Source organism: Oxalicibacterium flavum, from assembly GCF_014635065.1.
In the GTDB taxonomy this organism is placed as follows: Bacteria; Pseudomonadota; Gammaproteobacteria; order Burkholderiales; family Burkholderiaceae_D; genus Oxalicibacterium; species Oxalicibacterium flavum.
This window is the reverse complement of the sequence record NZ_BMCG01000001.1, coordinates 706,138-724,522: the sequence shown is the minus strand read 5'-3', so window position 1 is coordinate 724,522 and position 18,385 is coordinate 706,138. Positions and strand designations below refer to the sequence as shown.

The 18,385-nt window shown below is 62.3% G+C and carries 18 protein-coding genes; 14 read left to right on the top strand and 4 right to left on the bottom strand.

Annotated features, from left to right (window positions below; genetic code table 11):
* The first annotated feature begins 124 nt into the window (after window positions 1–124).
* From IEV38_RS03390 to IEV38_RS03365, 6 genes are all read left to right on the top strand, one after another.
* Window positions 125–391 (top strand): hypothetical protein, encoded by a 267-nt coding sequence (locus IEV38_RS03390; protein ID WP_188394732.1) that lies wholly within the window; start codon window positions 125–127, stop codon window positions 389–391.
* Between the two features lie 137 nt (window positions 392–528).
* Window positions 529–738, top strand: a complete 210-nt coding sequence (locus IEV38_RS03385) for a hypothetical protein (RefSeq protein WP_188394731.1) — start codon at window positions 529–531, stop codon at window positions 736–738.
* A gap of 249 nt (window positions 739–987) precedes the next feature.
* Window positions 988–1,221, top strand: a complete 234-nt coding sequence (locus IEV38_RS03380; protein ID WP_188394730.1) for a DUF2061 domain-containing protein — start codon at window positions 988–990, stop codon at window positions 1,219–1,221.
* 194 nt (window positions 1,222–1,415) lie between these two features.
* The gene (locus IEV38_RS03375) at window positions 1,416–3,191 is read left to right on the top strand and encodes a bifunctional protein-serine/threonine kinase/phosphatase (RefSeq protein WP_188394729.1); all 1,776 of its coding nucleotides are present in this window, start codon (window positions 1,416–1,418) and stop codon (window positions 3,189–3,191) included.
* Window positions 3,192–3,308: 117 nt separating this feature from the next.
* On the top strand, window positions 3,309–4,292 hold the full coding sequence (locus tag IEV38_RS03370) for a D-2-hydroxyacid dehydrogenase family protein (RefSeq protein WP_188394728.1): 984 nt from the start codon (window positions 3,309–3,311) through the stop codon (window positions 4,290–4,292).
* The gene (locus IEV38_RS03365; RefSeq protein ID WP_229728524.1) at window positions 4,289–4,885 is read left to right on the top strand and encodes an MOSC domain-containing protein; all 597 of its coding nucleotides are present in this window, start codon (window positions 4,289–4,291) and stop codon (window positions 4,883–4,885) included. Before IEV38_RS03370 ends, IEV38_RS03365 begins: the two co-directional genes overlap by 4 nt.
* On the opposite strand, the gene IEV38_RS03360 is transcribed toward IEV38_RS03365, so the two are convergent.
* Entirely contained in the window at window positions 4,842–5,627 is a 786-nt protein-coding gene (locus IEV38_RS03360; RefSeq protein WP_188394727.1) for an L-asparaginase, read from the bottom strand. The two genes, IEV38_RS03365 and IEV38_RS03360, sit on opposite strands and share 44 nt — an antisense overlap.
* A gap of 278 nt (window positions 5,628–5,905) precedes the next feature.
* Here IEV38_RS03360 and IEV38_RS03355 point away from each other — a divergent pair, with 278 nt between their 5' ends.
* From IEV38_RS03355 to IEV38_RS03340, 4 genes are all read left to right on the top strand, one after another.
* Entirely contained in the window at window positions 5,906–8,476 is a 2,571-nt protein-coding gene (locus IEV38_RS03355) for a chemotaxis protein CheW (protein ID WP_188394726.1), read from the top strand.
* Window positions 8,477–8,609: 133 nt separating this feature from the next.
* Window positions 8,610–9,095 (top strand): asparaginase domain-containing protein, encoded by a 486-nt coding sequence (locus tag IEV38_RS03350; RefSeq protein ID WP_188394725.1) that lies wholly within the window; start codon window positions 8,610–8,612, stop codon window positions 9,093–9,095.
* Window positions 9,096–9,265: 170 nt separating this feature from the next.
* The gene (locus IEV38_RS03345; RefSeq protein ID WP_188394724.1) at window positions 9,266–11,098 is read left to right on the top strand and encodes a DUF4153 domain-containing protein; all 1,833 of its coding nucleotides are present in this window, start codon (window positions 9,266–9,268) and stop codon (window positions 11,096–11,098) included.
* Between the two features lie 183 nt (window positions 11,099–11,281).
* Window positions 11,282–11,506, top strand: coding sequence for a Lar family restriction alleviation protein (locus tag IEV38_RS03340; RefSeq protein WP_188394723.1), 225 nt, complete (start codon window positions 11,282–11,284; stop codon window positions 11,504–11,506).
* Between the two features lie 106 nt (window positions 11,507–11,612).
* Here the strand turns inward: IEV38_RS03340 and IEV38_RS15360 are convergent, their stop codons facing one another.
* Both IEV38_RS15360 and lpxO read right to left on the bottom strand, forming a co-directional pair.
* Window positions 11,613–11,738: a hypothetical protein gene (locus IEV38_RS15360; RefSeq protein WP_268234699.1), complete on the bottom strand. Its 126-nt coding sequence runs from the start codon at window positions 11,736–11,738 to the stop codon at window positions 11,613–11,615.
* Between the two features lie 191 nt (window positions 11,739–11,929).
* A complete protein-coding gene (lpxO, locus tag IEV38_RS03335) occupies window positions 11,930–12,832 on the bottom strand; it encodes a lipid A hydroxylase LpxO (protein WP_188394722.1) in 903 nt (300 codons plus the stop codon).
* A gap of 217 nt (window positions 12,833–13,049) precedes the next feature.
* Here lpxO and IEV38_RS03330 point away from each other — a divergent pair, with 217 nt between their 5' ends.
* Complete coding sequence (locus tag IEV38_RS03330; protein ID WP_229728523.1) at window positions 13,050–14,021, top strand: dioxygenase family protein; 972 nt, start codon at window positions 13,050–13,052, stop codon at window positions 14,019–14,021.
* 88 nt (window positions 14,022–14,109) lie between these two features.
* Window positions 14,110–14,511 (top strand): YidB family protein, encoded by a 402-nt coding sequence (locus tag IEV38_RS03325; RefSeq protein ID WP_188394721.1) that lies wholly within the window; start codon window positions 14,110–14,112, stop codon window positions 14,509–14,511.
* A 76-nt stretch (window positions 14,512–14,587) separates the two neighbouring features.
* On the opposite strand, the gene IEV38_RS03320 is transcribed toward IEV38_RS03325, so the two are convergent.
* The gene (locus tag IEV38_RS03320) at window positions 14,588–16,816 is read right to left on the bottom strand and encodes an NADP-dependent isocitrate dehydrogenase (RefSeq protein WP_188394720.1); all 2,229 of its coding nucleotides are present in this window, start codon (window positions 16,814–16,816) and stop codon (window positions 14,588–14,590) included.
* A gap of 76 nt (window positions 16,817–16,892) precedes the next feature.
* Between IEV38_RS03320 and IEV38_RS03315 the strand changes: the two genes are divergently transcribed.
* Both IEV38_RS03315 and cfa read left to right on the top strand, forming a co-directional pair.
* Complete coding sequence (locus IEV38_RS03315; protein ID WP_188394719.1) at window positions 16,893–17,114, top strand: hypothetical protein; 222 nt, start codon at window positions 16,893–16,895, stop codon at window positions 17,112–17,114.
* A gap of 86 nt (window positions 17,115–17,200) precedes the next feature.
* Window positions 17,201–18,364, top strand: coding sequence for a cyclopropane fatty acyl phospholipid synthase (gene cfa / locus IEV38_RS03310; RefSeq protein WP_188394718.1), 1,164 nt, complete (start codon window positions 17,201–17,203; stop codon window positions 18,362–18,364).
* Window positions 18,365–18,385: the final 21 nt, after the last annotated feature.

Here is an 18,385-nt window from a genome sequence, read left to right as displayed (position 1 = left end):
GTCAAAAAGATTAGACCGCCGTTCGCAACATTCTTACCATCCCGCTTCCGGGTGGTGCCATCTGTCGGTCGTCAGAATCGATGGCATTCATCCGGTTTGCCCGGGCGATGCCAAGGAGACAGCCGTGGAAAGAATCGAATACAAGGAATGCCGGATCACCATCACGCCCGCGCAGCTGGAAGCCGGGTACTGGGGTGCGCGCTACCGTGTGATGTCTGCGCGTGTCGGCGCGCCGATCGCCGGCGTGCTGGAAGGCGAGGCGCCCACGCCGCACGAGGCCGCCTTGCGCGCCTCGCGCATCGTCAAGGTCGCAATCGACGAATCCATGCCGCTCAACGGCGAACAGTTCTGCGCCTCCCTGCGTGGGCTCAACGAGCGTTTCGCCCTCTGAAAATCATGGAATTGTGGTAATTGCCCTTGGTTTTGCGACGGCAAGCCCACGCTTGCGTCGCGGCATTCATATCGCCCGCAGCTTTATCGATAGCGGGATCTAACAATCGTACTTACTTATTGGGTCAGAAGGAAAAAATGAGCGACAAGTATTGGCGTGATCGGTGGATCGACAGTCTGGTGCACAACGGGCTTGACAGGAAAACTGCCGAAGCCGCATTCGAAGAAGCGTACAAGCATCGTCCGGCGGATGAATCCAAGAGTCCGGAAACGCAGGCATTGATGACTTACGGTCTGGGCATAGAAGTGCTGCCTTTGGGCGAAGTCAAGGTCGGCACCCTTCACTGAGCATCAATCGCTGCATGGGCAACACCACCGCGGATATCCCGTAATCCCCGGCGTGCAGCAGGCGCTATCGCCAACCACGATATTGCGCTGCGATGGAAGGCACTCTCTCGATCAGGCCGTCCGAACCTCGCTGCTTTTGCTGGTTTAGGAATTGGCTATCAATAGATTTTGATAATTCAATTTCATTTATTGATTGAGAATGATTATCCTTTGCTTCATCCGCATAGTGAATGAAGAAAGGAAGCGATCATGGTCACCGCAGCAAGAACCGTCAGTCAGGTCGGCATGCACATGAGTGTGGCATTTGTCGTCATGTACGCCTTCACCGGCTCGGTGGCGCTGGGCGGCGTGGCGGCCGTGGTGGAGCCGATCTGCAACGTGGCCTTGCTGCCCTTGCATGACAAGGCTTGGGACAAGATTCGCGCCCGCATCGAATCGCGACGCAATACCGTGTCCGACGGCCACGCGGCACAGTCGCTGTAAGCCATTCATTATTTCCTTTCAGATATATCGTAGAGAAATCCCGGGGGCATAACCTCCGGCTATGGCTTCATCAGCCCAAATCATTGGACGGAAGAGGCCATCCGCATGAAGATCGTCGGATAGCGAATTTTCCTGCAACGGATGAACCGGCCCGTCACAGCGGCGGCAGGCTGACATCCAGCGATTACAAACCCATGCCTCTCCCACGCCTCCGGCTGAGCATTCCCGGCACGCTGCATCCCATCGATCTGCCCTATTTCGACCATCCGCCATCCCCGGCCGGCTACCGCTTGCCGAACGGCACGATCATCGTGACGGACGACGCGACGCCCTCGCTGCTCTACAAATTCGTGCCGTGGGAAAAATCGTCGCTGTCGTGGAACGAGATCGATACCTATGCGCGGCTCGATGCGCTGGCGGACCGGAGCGGCATCGTCCGGCTGCTGGGTGTTGCCGGCACGCCGACCCACCTGGTCGAGAAGATGGAGCGCTCGCGCCGGGGCGCGCTGGACCGGTTCCTGTTCGATGCGTCGAGAAACCAGGCGGACGGGATTGCGCCGGAGCTCGTGCGCTCGGTGCTGGCACAGATCGCGCAGACCATGCGCGACATTCATGCGCTGAACATCGTGCATCGCGACCTCAAGGCGGAGAACATCCTGGTATTCGATGAGCAGGCGGATGCTGCACGCTGGCAGACGGTACGCGTCAAGGTGGCCGATTTCGACCGCGCGGTGACGCTCGGGCGCGGCGAGGCGCTGGAAGAGCCGGTCGGCTCGCTGTTCCACATGGCGCCGGAACTGCTGGCCTGGGAACGTCACGACCGGAAGATCGACGTCTATGCGTTCGGCATCCTCATGTATGAAGTCGCCCATGGCGGTGCGACGCCGTATGCGAACGTGGGCAACGGCATGCCCGACTCGCTCTCGCGCACGGAGTTCGTGCAGAAGGTCGTGCATGAGGATTTCCGGCCGACGTGGCGTTTCGACGATGCCGGCTTGCGCGAACTGGCTGCCAGATGCTGGGCGCGGGATCCGGAACAGCGACCGGAATTCGCGGAGATCTGCGAAATGTTGCAATCGGGTTTGCCGAGCTGCTCCGTCGCAGGGCACGAGGCGGATCAACCGAAGAAAAGCGCACACCGCCCTGTTGGCATGGCCAGCCACATCGGCCGGCAGCGGACCAGGATGGAAGACGCGGCCTGCGTGCTGCAAACGGCACAGGCGGTCATCGCAGGCGTGTTCGACGGTTTGCGCGGCACGCACGCCAGCGCGCTGTCCGCGCGGCGGTGTGCAATGGCGCTTGCCGCCGCGCTCGACGAAAACGGCGGCGATGCCGAAGCGGCCATGCGCACCGCGTTCGCGCTTGTCGAGGCGGCGCTGGAAACGTTGGACCCGGCGACGGATTGCGGCAGCACCGCCGTGGTCGCCCTGCTGCGTGAGGACGACCTGCTGGTGTCGTGGCTGGGCGACTCGTCCGCCTGCCTGTTCCGCAGGAGCGACGATGCGGCCGGATACACCGCGCTTGATCTCGTCGTGCCGCATCATCCGGACCGCGAAGACGAAGCGTTGCGCGTCGCAGCCGCAGGCGGCGCGGTGGCGCGCGAGCAGCGCTGGCTCGACAATGGCGAGACCATCCCCATCGGCCCGGCGCGCGTGTTCGTTCCGGACCGCATGGGCAAGACCGGCATCGCGCTGTCGCGGGCGCTGGGGTTGTTTCCCTTCAAGCCGGCGATAAGCAGCGTGCCGGAGACGGTTAGTCTCGCGCGGTGCGAAGACGATCGTTACCTGGTGCTGGGTTCCGACGGCGTATTCGATTTCCTTGATCGGCAGGCGATGTTCGACATCGTGAGCGGCGCGGACTCGGTGCAGGATGCGGCCGACGCGCTGATCGAGGCGGTGCTGCGGCTGGGCGCGCCGGACAACGCGACGGCCATCGTCATCGACCTCGCGCGCGGCGGCGCAGATATGTGATCGTCGCCAGCCTTCGTAAAGACGGCAGGCGTACTCTGCGCGCGGCGCAAAACGGGTATTCTTGAGGACGGTGTGCACACCACCTGTTTTGCTGCATGTCTCCAAGGAAAAACGCGCATGAAGATTGCGGTACTCGATGATTATCAGGACGTCGTCCGTCGCCTGGATTGCTTTTCCATGCTGAAGGATCACGAGGTCAAGGTCTTTACCCATACCGCGCGCGGTGCCGGACAACTGGCGGTGCGCCTCGCCGATTTCGAGGCGCTGGTGCTGATCCGCGAGCGCACCGCGCTGTCGCGCGCCCTGCTGCTGCGCCTGCCCAATCTCAGGCTGGTCTCGCAGACCGGCAAGGTGTCCGGTCACATCGACCTGGTCACCGCGGCCGAGCGCGGCATCACCATCGTCGAGGGCGCGGGCGATCCGATTGCGCCGGCCGAACTGACGTGGGCACTGATCATGGCGGCCACGCGCAAGCTGCCGCATTACGCCGGCAACCTGCGCGACGGCCTGTGGCAGACCGCATCGATGTCGTGGGAAAAGAACACGCTGGGCCGCAAGCTCAAGAGTCGCACGCTTGCGATCTGGGGCTACGGCCGCATCGGGCGGCTGGTGGCCGGCTACGGCAAGGCGTTCGGCATGGACGTGATGGTGTGGGGGCGGCCGGCCAGTCTGGCGGCGGCGCAGCAGGACGGCTTGCGCGCGGCGGCATCGCGCGAGGCATTCTTTGCCGAGGCCGACGTACTGAGCCTGCACCTGCGGCTCAACGACGACACGCGCGGCATCGTCACCGCCGACGATCTCGCGCGCATGAAGCCGGACGCCCTGTTCGTCAATACCAGCCGCGCCGAACTGGTGGCGCCCGATGCCTTGCAAGTTGCGCTGGAAGCGGGCCGTCCCGGCTTTGCCGCGCTCGACGTGTTCGAGAGCGAACCGCTGCTGCCGACTTCGCCGCTGCTGCGCATGGAGAACGTGCTCGCCACGCCGCACCTCGGTTATGTCGAGCAGGACAGCTACGAACTGTATTTCCGCAGCGCCTTTCAGAACATCCTCGACTACGCGGCCGGCACGCCGCGCAACGTGCTGGCCCTGCCGCAGGCATGAGCATGCAGGTCGTCAGCATCAACGTCGCCACCATCGGCAATCTGTTCGTCAACGACGACGAAGGCATGCGCCGCATTCCGAGCGCCTACGACAAGCGCGGCGTGGCGGGCGCGGTGCAGGTGCGGCAGTTAGGCATCGTCGGCGACGAACAGGCGGACCGCAATGTGCATGGCGGCATCGACAAGGCGGTCTATGCTTATCCGCTCGAACACTACGCGTTCTGGCAGGAGCGGCGGCAGGCCGCGACGCGGCGCGACGATGCCTTGCCCTACGGCGCGCTGGCCGAGAACCTGACGATGACGGGTTTGACGGAAGATGCGGTGTGGATAGGCGACCGCCTGCGGATCGGCAGCGTGCTGCTGGAAGTGACCGAGCCGCGCCAGCCGTGCTTCAAGTTCAACATCCGCATGGGGTTTGCGCAGGCCAGCAAGCTGATGTGGCAAAGCGGCGCGACCGGCTTCTATCTGAAGGTGATCGAGGAAGGCAGCATGGAGGCTGGCGACGCAATCGTGTTGCTGCCTGGTGTGCGCAACGAAACGGTGGCGGAATTCAGCGAACGGCGTCGGACTCGGCGCCAGCCGGACCTTTTTTAGATTTGCCGGAGGTCTTGGGCAGCAAGGTGGCCGTGGTCGTTGCCAGGTGCGTGCCGATCCACAGCTTGGCCCAACCGGGTGGCCATGGCAGCGGCGGACCCGCATACGGCGGCACGCCGCGCCGCACCGGGATGATCGGCAGTGCATCGGGAATCGGGCCGTCGTGCTTGTCCCAGCCGAGCGAGAACGTGTAGTCGGGCAGCAGCGCTTCGCACACCGTCTCGAACCACAGCGTGTGATCCTCGTCGCGCCCGAGCGCCTGCGCCATGCCGGTCGGATCGAACTGCGCGAGCGTGCTGGCCAGTTCCTCGGTGGTTTCGCCCGGCGCATCGCCCCAGCCCATCACCGGATTGAAGATGTAGTCGGCGCCCGAGCCGTACCAGCCTTCGCGCCACGGCCGTTCCATCCAGTTGCGCGGCCCCGTGAACAGATGCCAGCGCCAGTGCAGTCCGGACGGCTTGGGCCAGCTGTAGAGATAAAGCCGCTGATAGCCGGCGCGATGCAGCTGGCGCACCATTGCCATCAGCCGCGCGTGCGGCATCTGGTCCGGCGGCTCGCGGCGAAACAGGATGGGTTCGCCGTCGGCATGCTGCACTTCGTCGGTCGAGAGATTCAGGTCCAGCGTGCGCATCTCGCTGCCGAAGCGCGCCGAAATCCATCCCGTCATCAGATTGACGGCCGTGATCACGCCATAGCCGCGATGGCGATGGAAGATGACGGTGCCGGGAGCGATGGGTTTCATGAAAGTGGCGTGCAGATTATGCGACTGAGAGCGATAGTGTAAGGCATTTGCCGCATGCTCATCGGCCGTGGCTACGGGCCGTCATGCACCGCAAGTGTGCGGAACGAGAGTGCTTCAGGCATCGCGCTCTGCAATGGCGCAACAATGTGTCGCCCTTACGGAGATCTGTAACGGTTTCACGACCCGGCATTCATTTCCGTGCGGCAATCGATGGCCTGCTAATTGCTATCTCATGGAGGGAAAACCACACGACTCCAATCATGCCTCGGGAATGCAACATGAGCAGCCACACTACCCTGCAAATCGACACTTTTCTCCCTTACATGCGCGACGTCAGCCGCTGCGAACAGTCGCTGCGCGAACTGAACCTGATGTGGCGCATGATCGAAGCGTCCGCCAAGATGAACTGCCCGGTCGAAGCCAAGGCGATCCTGCCGACCATGGCCGCCACGCGCGCCGGCTTCAATCGCCTGGAAGAGGAACTCGTCACCAGCCTGGTCCGCGAAAAGGTCGCCAACGTGCTCGAGGAAATCGGCACCAAGGCGCAATACGTGATCGACATCGTGGTGCGCAATCTCTACGAGCGTACGGCCGACGTCGGCTTTCTCGCCACCGACCGCGAACTGTGCACCTTCGTCGCCGGCCTGCACGAAGACACCGACATGATCCGCGCGCGCCTGCGCGCCTACCGCAACAAATACACGGTCTATGACGAGATCATCCTGCTCGACACCGCCGGCAACGTGCTGGTGCAGATCGACGAGACCACGCCGATCGAGGGCAGTACCGATCCGCTGCTGCACGAGACGCTGGCGTCCGACACCTATGTCGAAACCTTCCGCGCCACCGACCTGCGGCCCGGCAAGCACGAGGCGCTGATCTATTCGCGCCGCATGCACCATCCGCAAACCAATGCGGTGGTCGGCGTGCTGTGCCTGTGCTTTCACTTCGAGGAAGAGATGGCCGGCATCTTCCGTTCGCACCGCGATCCGGCGCAGCGTGCCAACATGCTGTTGCTCGACAAGGACAACCGCGTCATCGCCAGCGCCGATCCGCTCTGGATTCCGACCGGCACCACCGTGCCTGTCAATCGCAATGCCGATCCGCGTCTGGTGGTTTATGGCGGCCGCGAATACCTGGCGCGCACGTTCTCGGCCGATGGCTACCAGGGTTACCCGGGGCCGCCGGGTTGGCAGGGGCAGGTCATGATCCCGGTCGAACTCGGTTTTACCGGCATGACCACCACCGCACTGGCATCGCTCGATCCGAGCGTGACTGACGGCCTGCTGTCGCATGCGCAGAGTTTCTGCCCGCCGTTGTTCGAGATCATGAGTGCGGCCGAAACCATCCGCCGCGTGGTCTGGAACGGCCAGGTCATGACGGCCGGCCAGAACGGCGAACTGCTCAAGCTCAAGACCATCCTCGAGCAGATCAGCGAGACCGGCGCGCGCAGCAACGAGCTGTTCTCGCAATCGATCCGCGACCTGTACGAAACCGTACTGTCATCCTCGCTCAGCGATTCGGAATTCGTCTCGCACCTGATGGTCGATCTGCTCGACCGCAATCTCTACGAACGCTCGGACGATTGCCGCTGGTGGGCGCTGACGCCGGAACTGCAGGTCGCGCTGGCCGATCCGCAACGCTCGGCAGACACCGTGGCGCGCATCGCGGAAATCCTCGGCTACATCAACTCGCTCTACACGGTCTATACGCGCATCTTCGTCTATGACGAGGAAGGTATCATCATCGCCAGCACCGATTTTGGCGGCGACGGCCGTGATGTGGTCGGCTGGTCGGTTGACGAACGCACGCTCGGCCACGTGCGCGGGCTGGGCAGCGACCAGCAGTATCACGTCACGCCGTTCGAGCCGACACCGTTGTATGGCGAGCGTCCGACCTATGTCTATCATGCGGCGATCCGTCATCCCGACAATGCCATGCAGGTGGTTGGCGGGATCGGCATCGTGTTCGACTCGGAACCCGAGTTCTCGGCGATGCTGCAAGGCGCGCTGGGTGACAAGACCGACATCAACGCGCTTTTCATCGATCGCAGCGGCCGCGTCATTTCCAGCACCGATCCCAAACGGCCGATCGGCGCCACACTGGAGATCGATCCCGCCCTGCTGCAGTTGCCCAACGGCAGCAGCACTTCGCGCATCGTCGTCCATGACGGTCACTATGCGATCCTCGGCTGCACCGTCTCGCACGGCTACCGCGAATTCAAGACCTCGGACGGTTATCGCGAGGACGTGCTGGCAATCGTCTACAAGTCATTCGGCGAGGAACGCCAGCAGGCCGGCCACCACCAGGGCGTGCATACGCTGATCCAAACCGACCCCGGTGCGCCGGCGGGCCGCGAGTTCGCTACCTTCTTTGTCGATGGCGGCCTGTTCGCGATCGATGCGCAGCACGTGTCGGAAGCCCTGCCGGCTTCGGAGATTTCGCCGATGTCGATGGGCAGCCGCGCCGAACGCATCGGCATCCTCGCGTTGAGGCATGAGAGCAATGCGGACAACGATGCCAAGCGCTTCGTCTGGGTATTCGACCTCGGTCATCTGATGCGCGGTTGCAAGTCCGAGATCGACAGCAGCAGCCAGGTCATCATCGTGCGCCGTGGCGAGCATGCGATCGGCCTGCTGGTTAGCGAGCTGCATGGCGTGCCCGAGTTCCAGCCGTCGCAGATCGTGCCGACGCCGCTGGCCGCGCCCAGCACCGGCATGCTGGTGACCGAAGTCATCCAGGCCAATCGCGGCGATCTGCTGATCCAGGCAATCAATGTCGATCATCTGTTCGCCGTGCTCAACGGCGAGGACATTCCGATCGATGCGGCGATGAAGATGGCGGCCTGATCCATGCAGGGCGGTACGCATGCCGTTCGTCGGCACCATCGTGCAGCTTGTCGGCAGGCAACCTGCACGCTCTTCACGGTTGCCCATGCTCGCGCTATGATGTGACGACAATTTTCTCCTGCATGCGATCCAGATGAGCTTACGCATCATTGCCACCGGCGGCACGTTCGACAAGCACTACGATGAACTGACAGGCTCGCTGTCATTCGGTAACGGGCACCTGCCCGAAATCATCCGCCGCGCGCGGATCACGGTGCCGATCCAGCTCGAACAGCTGCCCTTCCTGGACTCGCTCGACATGAACGACGCCGACCGCCAGCGCATCTGCGCGAGCTGCCTGCGTGCCGACGAAAAGAGCATCGTCGTGGTCCACGGCACCGACACCATGCAGAAGACCGCCGCCGTGCTCGGCGCGGCGCAGCTGCGCAAGACCATCGTGCTGACGGGCGCGATGATTCCCTACGAAGTGCAGCATTCGGATGCGCTGTTCAACTTCGGTTTTGCCTGCGGCATCGCGCAGACGCTGCCGCACGGTGTCTATATCGCGATGAACGCCAAGATATTCACCTGGGACAACGTGCGCAAGAATCGCATGGAAGGCGTATTCGAAACCACGTGAAGCGGATCGCATCCACCGCAACGGCCGCCTTGCGCGGCCGTTGTTCATGGTAAAGCCCGAGTTTGGCGCACGACTGTTGCGAGAAAGACAGGACCACCGAAGATCGGGCATGATGGCGCATGACAGGACGGCAACATCTTGCCGTTCCCGCCGACCCGAGGAGTCTTGCCATGCAGACGGCAGCAGCAGAAGAAAATCTTTCCATTCCACGTGCCATTGTCACCAGCCGCATTGCGCGGTTGCGCCTGTTGAGCGGCCTGTTGCAGGGTGTGCTGCTGTATGCGCTCTACTATACGGCGCGCCACGCGCTGTGGCCGGCGACGAACGGCTATCTGTTCGCGCCCTTGCTGCTGATCTGCCTGTTCGTGCCGGTTCTTTTCATCTCGGCGCTCGGCCATCTCGAAAAACGTCTGCTGTGGAAATGGATGCTGGCCGCGATGGCGATCTGCATCGCGCTCGGTGTGCACGATATCTGGCGCCTGGATTTTGCGGGCAACTGGCAAGGCGAACGCGACAACCTGACGCGCTTCATGCCGTCCGGCTGGATGGTGGCGCTGTCGGCGCTCGGTTTCTTCATCGCGCATGTCTTCGTGCTGGCCGGTGCGCGCGACCAGCGACGCATCGCCTCCTATGCCACCTATTTCGAAACGGCATGGAAGCTGGCGATCCAGATCATGTTCGCCATCCTGTTTGTCGGCGTGCTGTGGCTGATCCTGTGGCTGGGCGCCGCCCTCTTCATGCTGGTCAAGCTGGACTTCCTGCGCCGCCTGCTCGACCAGTCGTGGTTCGTGATCCCGGTGCTGACCTTTGCGCTATCGACCGCGCTGCATGTGACCGATGTGCGGCCGCGCATCGTGCACGGCATTCGCAGCCTGCTGCTGGTGCTGATGTCATGGCTGCTGCCGGTGGCGGCCTTGATCGTCGGCGGCTTTCTGGTCAGCCTGCCGTTTGCCGGACTGGAGCCGCTGTGGGCCACGCGCCAGGCCACGTCCGTGCTGCTGGGTGCAGCGGCGGTGCTGGTGGTATTGATCAATGCCGCCTTCCAGAGCGGCGAGGTGGCGGGCGAAGTGGCGCGCGTGCTGCGGGTGGCTGCCAGGGCTGCCTGCCTGATGCTGTTGCCGATTGCCGGCATTGCCGTCTATGCGCTGGCCTTGCGCGTGCAGCAATATGGCTGGACCGCCGACCGCATCCGCGCTGCCGCCTGTCTGCTGGTCGCCGCCTGTTATGCGACCGGCTATCTGTGGGCTGCACTGGAGCGCGGCAGCTGGCTGATGCGCATCGCGCAGACCAATATCGTGACCGCGCTGTTGTTGCTGGCGATTCTGCTGTCGCTGTTCACGCCGCTGGCCGATCCGGCGCGACTGTCGGTCGCCAGTCAGATGGCACGGCTGGAAAGCGGCAAGACATTGCCGGCGCAATTCGATTTCCATTATCTGCGTTTCGAAGGCGCACGTTACGGCGATACCGCGTTGCACTCCTTGCAGGCGCGATCCGAGGGAGAGCATGCCGAAACGATCAGCACGCAGGCCAGGGCTGCGCTGTCCAGCAAGAACAGATGGGAACGTCCCAGCCAGCCGGCAGCGACTGCGCAAACACGGGCCGCCAATATCCATGTGCATCCGGCACAGGCAGCACTTCCGGAAGGTTTCCTGGCGCAGGACTGGAGTGCGTACGATCGGCCCTACAAGATTCCGGATTGCCTGCGGCAGGCGGACAAGCGATGCGATGCCTATCTGCTCGACATGAATGACGATGGCCATGCCGACATCCTGATCGGCGAGGTCGAACCCAATCGGCAACTGATTCTGTTCTCCACCGATGCGCAAGGCCAGTGGCGTTCGGTGGGCGCGATGGATATCGGTTACGGTTGCAAGCAGGTGCCGCAGGCATTGAAGGACGGCCAGTATCGCGCCGTCGCGCCGTCGTTCAGGGATCTGGAAGCAGGCGGGCGACGCCTGCATGTGCAGCCATGGGGCGACGAGCAGGCGGACTGCAAACCGTGAAGAAAGCGTGAAGCGATGTTCGTTAACCCGCTTCATTTTTTTGTACTAGAATCGGAAACAGGACAGTCCATTCCGGGCTGCGCATAACGAATCGGGAGGAACGGCAGAACTCTGGCGGCAACAGACGATCCAACAACTGGCATCGTCGAGAAAGCGCAAGCAAATCAACACGAGGAGAAAAAAATGGAAAAAGCATTGAAAGCATGTCCGTTCTGCGGCAGCAAGGCAGAGCTGAAGCAGGCCCATTATCTCGAATCCGAATTGCCTTACAGCTATGTGCGCTGTGTCAATCCAGAGTGTTCCCTCCATACGAACTCTGCGCATTTCAGCGGCGGCAGCGAAGACAGGAACAGCCAGGACGCCGTCACCGCGTGGAATCAGCGTGAACAGATTCCGGCCATGCACTGATGTGCGCCGCTCCTGAATGAAAACGGCCTGATTGCTCAGGCCGTTTCTGTTTTTATTATTCGGTTATCGTGATGCGATCGCCGATTCTCCTCACTGTCCCGCCTGTTTAGCGCGACTCTGCGACGACGATGACATCGCGTCCGCTGGTGTCGTCCCCATGCACGGCGGTGGCGCACAAAAAGCTGATGGCGGCCGCTGCAGTGATCAGGCCCAGCGTCGAAAATTTTTGCATGAAATCTCCCGTGTTCGACATGTCTGGTTGGCGAAGTGCCGATGTCGAGCATGTTAGCGACGCGGCATGGTGATGCCTATCGGCATCCTGCGCATCTTGCTGTAAGAAAACGGGAGTGCGCATGTCGGCAGGTGCCAGCAAAAAAGCCCGCGCGAGGCGGGCTTTCGGTCGATTGCACAATCGGCGCAGGGTCAGATCAGTACGATGAAGGCGACGATGCCGAGCAAAATGCCCCACTTCACTAAATAGTAGAGCGGCCGGTTGTAGGCCTTGAGCTTCTTGCCGTTGGCGCGGATCTGGTAAATGCTCTTGAAGGCGCGGTTGACGCCGCCGGTGCGGTCCTGCATGTCGTTGGGCGCGGCCGTGGCCGACATGACGGTGTTGCTGAACCAGTGGTTGAAGGCCTGCGCCCAGCCCCATTTCATTTTCCGTTCGACGTCGCAGAACAGGATGATGCGGTTCCTGTCGCTGTTGTTGGCGGCAAAGTGGATGTAGGTCTCGTCGAAGATCACGGCCTCGCCGTCGCGCCAGCTGTAGTCGATGCCATCGACGTTGATGAAGCAGCGGTCGTCGTTGGGCGTGACGAGCCCGAGGTGATAGCGCAGCGAGCCGGCATAAGGATCGCGATGCTTTCCGAGGTCGCCGCCCGGCGGCAGTTGCGCGAACATCGCGGCCTTGATGCTCGGGATCGAGTCGAGCAGAGCCACCGTCCTGGGGCAGCGCTGCACGGCCGACGGATGGCTGTCGCCGTACCACTTCAGATAAAAACGCGTCCAGCCGCGGCGGAAGAAGGAGTTGAAGCCGGCATCGTCCATCTTTTCCGATGCCTTGATCGCGCCTTCGCTCTGCAGCGCCACGGCTTCGTCGCGGATGATTTCCCAGTTGTCGGCCAGCTTCTTGAGTTCAGGATAGCTGCCGACGTCATGGTAAGGCTTGTCCGGCAGGCTCGAGAACAGCGTCATGAACGCGTTGATCGGCGCCATGAAGGTCGAATGGTCGGTCGATTGCCGCAGCCATTTGTGACGAACCTTGCCGCGATAGTGGGTATAGAGCACGCTGGCGAGAAACAGCGTGATGAGCGTCCATTTGATCATGTCGGTGGCCGGATGGGATGACTGATTGAGTGGTGGAGATTTTACTCAATTGCCAGCCATCATGCTGTGCGCCGCACGAAGCGGGTGGCCGGCCGACAACGGTTTTACTGGAGTTTTCGGTTGCTTTACCTAACTTTACGCATTGCCCGTCATGGCGATGCATGGCGGGCATACCATCATGAACATTGCACGCTTGTGCCGCAACAGAAGGATGCTCATGAATACCCCCGATCCAAAGGCGCCGATTTCATCGTTTGCCACTGCGCGCCGCAAATTCCTGCGCCTTGCCGGCCTGCTGGCGGTGCCGCCTTCCCTGTTGTTGAGCGCCTGCAGCACGCGTAGTGCGACTACAGCAACGGCTGCGTCGGCCAACATTCCGCCAGCCGGCAGCTGGCTGCAGGGCGGTACGCGTGCCATCACGGCTGCCGCGCGCGCCATCGATCCGTTCGCGGCCGGACTGGGTACGAGCTGTACGCTGACCTGCGAGGCAACCATCGGTCCCTGCCACACGACTTCGCCAGAGCGGACCGACGTCAGCGACGGCTGGGACGGCATCCCGATGCGCCTGCTGCTGCGCGTGGTGGATACGGGCTGCAAGCCGGTGCCGGATGCGATCGTGGAGATTTGGCACACCAATCACACGGGCGGCTATTCGGGGCGCATCGAGGCCATGTGCAACAACGACCAGGCCGATCTCGACAAGCAGTTCTTCCGAGGCTACCAGCGCACCGATGCCGATGGCGTGGTGCGTTTCGACAGCTGCTTTCCCGGCTGGTATCGCGGTCGCGTCAATCATGTGCATTTCCGCATCATGACCGGCGCCTACGATGCCGACGATCGCGCGGCAGCGACGCTGGTGTCGCAGCTGGTGTTCACCGATGCGCTCAACGCGGCGATCTTCGGCAACGAGCCCTTGTATCGCGAACTGGGTTTGCCCGATACGCTGCTGTCGAACGACAACGTGATGGGCGGGGAATCGGACCACACGCCGTATCTGTTCGACGTGCAGCAGGTCGAGGGCGTGATGATTGCGTCCAAGACCGTGACGGTGCGTACCGGGTCCGATCAGGCAACGTGTTCGGTGAAGGACGGTGCACATGGTGGTCCTGGCGGTCCGGGCGGATTCGGCGGACCGCCGCCCGGTCTTCCGCCGGATGGCCGTCGCGGACCACCTCCGGGGCGCTTGTAAAATTTGCAATCGTTTACTCTGGCATCAGTACAATGGAATCCGGTCTGGCGACCGCCGGGCTTTTGGATTCTCAGACAAGGAGTGAAACATGGGATTGCTGGATAACCTGACAAATATCGCTGCCGGCGCGTTGGGCAAAGGCGGCTCCGATCTGTTGCCGATCGTGCTCAAGCAACTGGCGAACTATCCGGGTGGCCTGCAGGGGCTGATCGGCAGTTTTCAACAAGGTGGCCTTGGCGACATCGTGCAGTCGTGGATTGGCCAGGGCGCCAACCTGCCGGTGACGGCGGAGCAACTGGGTGCGGTGCTGGCGCCCTCCACGGTGGATGGCATTGCAGCAGAAAGCGGACAGGACAAACCGGCGGTGCTCGGCGCGCTGACCGGCCTGCTGCCGCAGATCGTGGATCAACTGACGCAGGGCGGCAACACGCCGGCATCGAATTCCTTCGATGTTTCGTCCCTGCTGGGTTTGCTGGGCAAGCTGCGCTGATCAAAAAATAAGCAGGTAAATAAAAAAACCGGCTTCGGTGCATTGCGCAGCGAAGCCGGTTTTGTTTTCGGTCCCGTCAGGCCAGGCTGTCGAGAATGCGGTTGAGTGTCGCGCTCGGGCGCATCGCCTGGCCGGTCTTTTCGCGGTCCGGGTGGTAGTAGCCGCCGATATCGACCGGCTTGCCCTGGGCTGCCTTCAGCTCGGCGACGATGGCGGCTTCATTCTCGGTCAGCGCCTTGGCCGGCGCAGCGAACTGCGTGGCCAGTTCCGCGTCTTCGGTCTGCGCGGCCAGCGCCAGCGCCCAGTACAGCGCCAGGTAGAAATGGCTGCCGCGGTTGTCGAGGCCGCCGACCTTGCGCTCCGGCGACTTGTCGGTATCGAGGAACTTGCCGGTCGCTTCGTCCAGCGTCTTTGCCAGCACCAGCGCCTTCTTGTTGCCGGTGGTGTGACCCAGGTGTTCGAGCGAGGCGGCCAGCGCCATGAATTCACCGAGCGAATCCCAGCGCAGGAAATCCTCTTCGACGAACTGCTGCACATGCTTGGGTGCCGAGCCGCCGGCGCCGGTTTCGAACAGGCCGCCGCCGGCCATCAGCGGCACGATGGACAGCATCTTGGCGCTGGTGCCGAGCTCCATGATCGGGAACAGGTCGGTCAGGTAGTCGCGCAGCACGTTGCCGGTGACCGAGATCGTGTCCTGGCCCTTGCGGATGCGCTCGAGCGAGAAGGCGATCGCGTCAACCGGCGACAGGATGCGCAGATCGAGTCCCTTGGTGTCGTGATCCTTCAGGTAGCGTTCGACCTTGGCGATCAGTTGCGCATCGTGCGCGCGGTTCTTGTCGAGCCAGAACACGGCCGGCGTGTCGGTTGCGCGCGCGCGGTTGACGGCCAGCTTGACCCAGTCCTGCACCGGCGCATCCTTGGTCTGGCACATGCGGAAGATGTCGCCGGTTTCCACCGGTTGTTCGAGCAGCACCGTGCCCTGTTCGTCGGTCACGCGCACCGTGCCGTCGGCCGGTACCTGGAAGGTCTTGTCGTGCGAACCGTATTCCTCGGCCGCCTGCGCCATCAGGCCGACGTTGGGCACGGTGCCCATGGTGACCGGGTCGAAGGCGCCGTTCTTCTTGCAGTCGTCGATGACGACCTGGTAGATGCCGGCATAGCAGCGGTCCGGGATCACGGCCTTGGTTTCCTGCAGCTTGCCTTCGGCGTTCCACATCTGGCCGCCGTCGCGGATCATGGCCGGCATCGAGGCATCGACGATGACGTCGCTCGGCACGTGCAGGTTGGTGATGCCCTTGTCGGAATTGACCATCGACACCGCCGCGCGCTGCGTGTAGGCCGCCTGGATGTCGGCTTCGATGGCGGCCTGCTGCTCGGCCGGCAGCGACTTGATGCGCGCGTAGAGATCGCCGATGCCGTTGTTCGGATCGAAGCCGACCTGCGCCAGCGCATCGGCATGCTTGGCCAGTGCATCCTTGTAGAACACCGAGACCACATTGCCGAACAGGATCGGGTCGGAGACCTTCATCATGGTCGCCTTCAGGTGCACCGAGAACAGCACGCCCTGCGCGCGCGCATCGTTGACCTGGGCTTCGACGAATTCGCGCAGCGCCTTGCGGCTCAGCACGGCGGCATCGATGATCTCGCCGGCCTTCACGGCGGTCTTTTCCTTCAGCACGGTGGTCTTGCCGTCCTTGCCGACCAGTTCGATTTTCACGTTGCCGGCGTTGGCGATCAGTGCGGATTTCTCGCTGCCGTAGAAGTCGCCGTGGTCCATGTGCGCCACGTGCGTCTTCGAGTTGGCATTCCACGCGCCCATCTTGTGCGGATGCTTGCGCGCATAGTTCTTGACCGACAGCGGCGCACGGCGGTCCGAGTTGCCCTCGCGCAGTACCGGATTGACGGCGCTGCCCTTGATCTTGTCGTAGCGTGCCTTGACGTCCTTTTCCTCCGCGGTTGCGGCTTCGTCCGGATAGTCCGGCAGCGGGTAGCCCTGCTGCTGCAATTCCTTGATGGCAGCCTTCAACTGCGGGATCGAGGCGCTGATATTGGGCAGCTTGATGATGTTGGCTTCGGGTTTGGTTGCCAATTCGCCGAGTTCGGCCAGCGCCGGGCCGATCTTCTGCGCGTCGCTCAGCCGTTCCGGAAAGGCGGCGATGATGCGGCCGGCCAGCGAGATGTCGCGTGTTTCGACGGCGATACCGGAGGAGCGGGTGAAGGCTTCGACGATGGGCAGCAGCGAGTAGGTCGCCAGCGCAGGTGCTTCGTCGGTGAGGGTGTAGATGATCCGGGAAGAAGTGGTCATTGAGGTTCTTGGCAGTGAAATGAAGGGCGTTCCGCGCAACGGCCGGGGATGACCGCGACGCCAGAAAGAACACCGGATGCCTGCCATTGTCGCTCAAAAACATGCTTCTTCGCAAAGATGGCGCCAACACGGCGTGCGAAACGAGGTGTGGAAATGCGATGCGCGATGGGCGCGTGAAGAAAGCGTGAGGATATTGATCAAAGGCGGACGGAAAGTAGGGGCTTGTCGGGTTTTCCTTGACCTGTTGGCAATGAAAGACTATCAAGTTGATGGAAATTATCAATTTCCATCATGGTGATAACGCACTTATGCTTGTTCAGGCTGTCACATGACAGATAGCGATGTTGTTGTTGAACGCACGGTTCCTTCTTTTTTGACGGCCCTATGCATACAAATACCTTCTCGCCTTTCAATCATCCGCCGCCGCCCAAGCATTCGGGCGTGCATGATGCGGCGCTCAAACTGCTCCAGCAGGCTTCCATCGACATCAACGGACCCAATCCATGGGACATGCAGCTGCATGATCCGCATGTGCTCGAACGCGCCATGGCCCAGGCCAACCTCGGTCTGGGCGAAGCCTATATGGATGGCGACTGGGATGCCGAAAAACTCGACGAATTCTTTGCGCGCCTGCTGGGCACAAGACTGACCGACCAGATCCGTCCGCTGCGCCTGCTCGGTCACGTGCTGGCGGCCAAGCTGCTCAACCTGCAGAACGTCAAACGCGCCAAGAAGGTCGGCGAGGTGCACTACGACCTCGGCAACGATTTCTATGCGCAGATGCTCGATTCGCGCATGACCTACACCTGTGGCTATTGGGAGCATGCAGAGAACCTCGAGCAGGCGCAGGAAGCTAAGCTCGATATGGTCTGCCGCAAGCTGCAGCTCAAGCCCGGCATGCGCCTGCTCGACATCGGTTGCGGCTGGGGCAGCCTGCTGTCGTATGCGGTCGAGAAGTACGGCGTGGAAGGCGTGGGCGTCAGCATCTCCAAGGAGCAGATCGCGCTGGCGCAGGAACGCTATGCGCATCTGCCGATCGACTTCCGCCTGCAGGACTACCGCGAGCTCGACGAACGCTTCGACGCGGTTGCCAGCCTCGGCATGTTCGAGCACGTCGGCCGCAAGAACTTCCGTACCTACATGGAAGTGGCGCACCGCACGCTCATTCCGGGTGGCCTGTTCCTGCTGCACACCATCGGCAAGAACGCGCGCCACTCGGCGCCCGATCCGTGGATCGACAAGTACATCTTCCCCAACGGCGACCTGCCCTCGGTCGGCCAGATCGGCGACGCTGCCGACAATCTGTTCGTGGTCGAAGACCTGCATAACTTCGGCGCCGACTACGACAAGACGCTGATGGCCTGGTACCAGAACTTCGACCGTGCCTGGCCGATGTTTGCCGAGCGCCTGGGCGAGCGGTTCTATCGCATGTGGAAGTACTACCTGCTGTCGTGCGCCGGCGCGTTCCGCGCGCGCGATATTCAGTTGTGGCAGTGGGTGTTGTCGCGCGAAGGGGTCAAGGGCGGATATCGACGCCCGGTTGTTTAGACCTTTGTTCCAGTAAAAAAG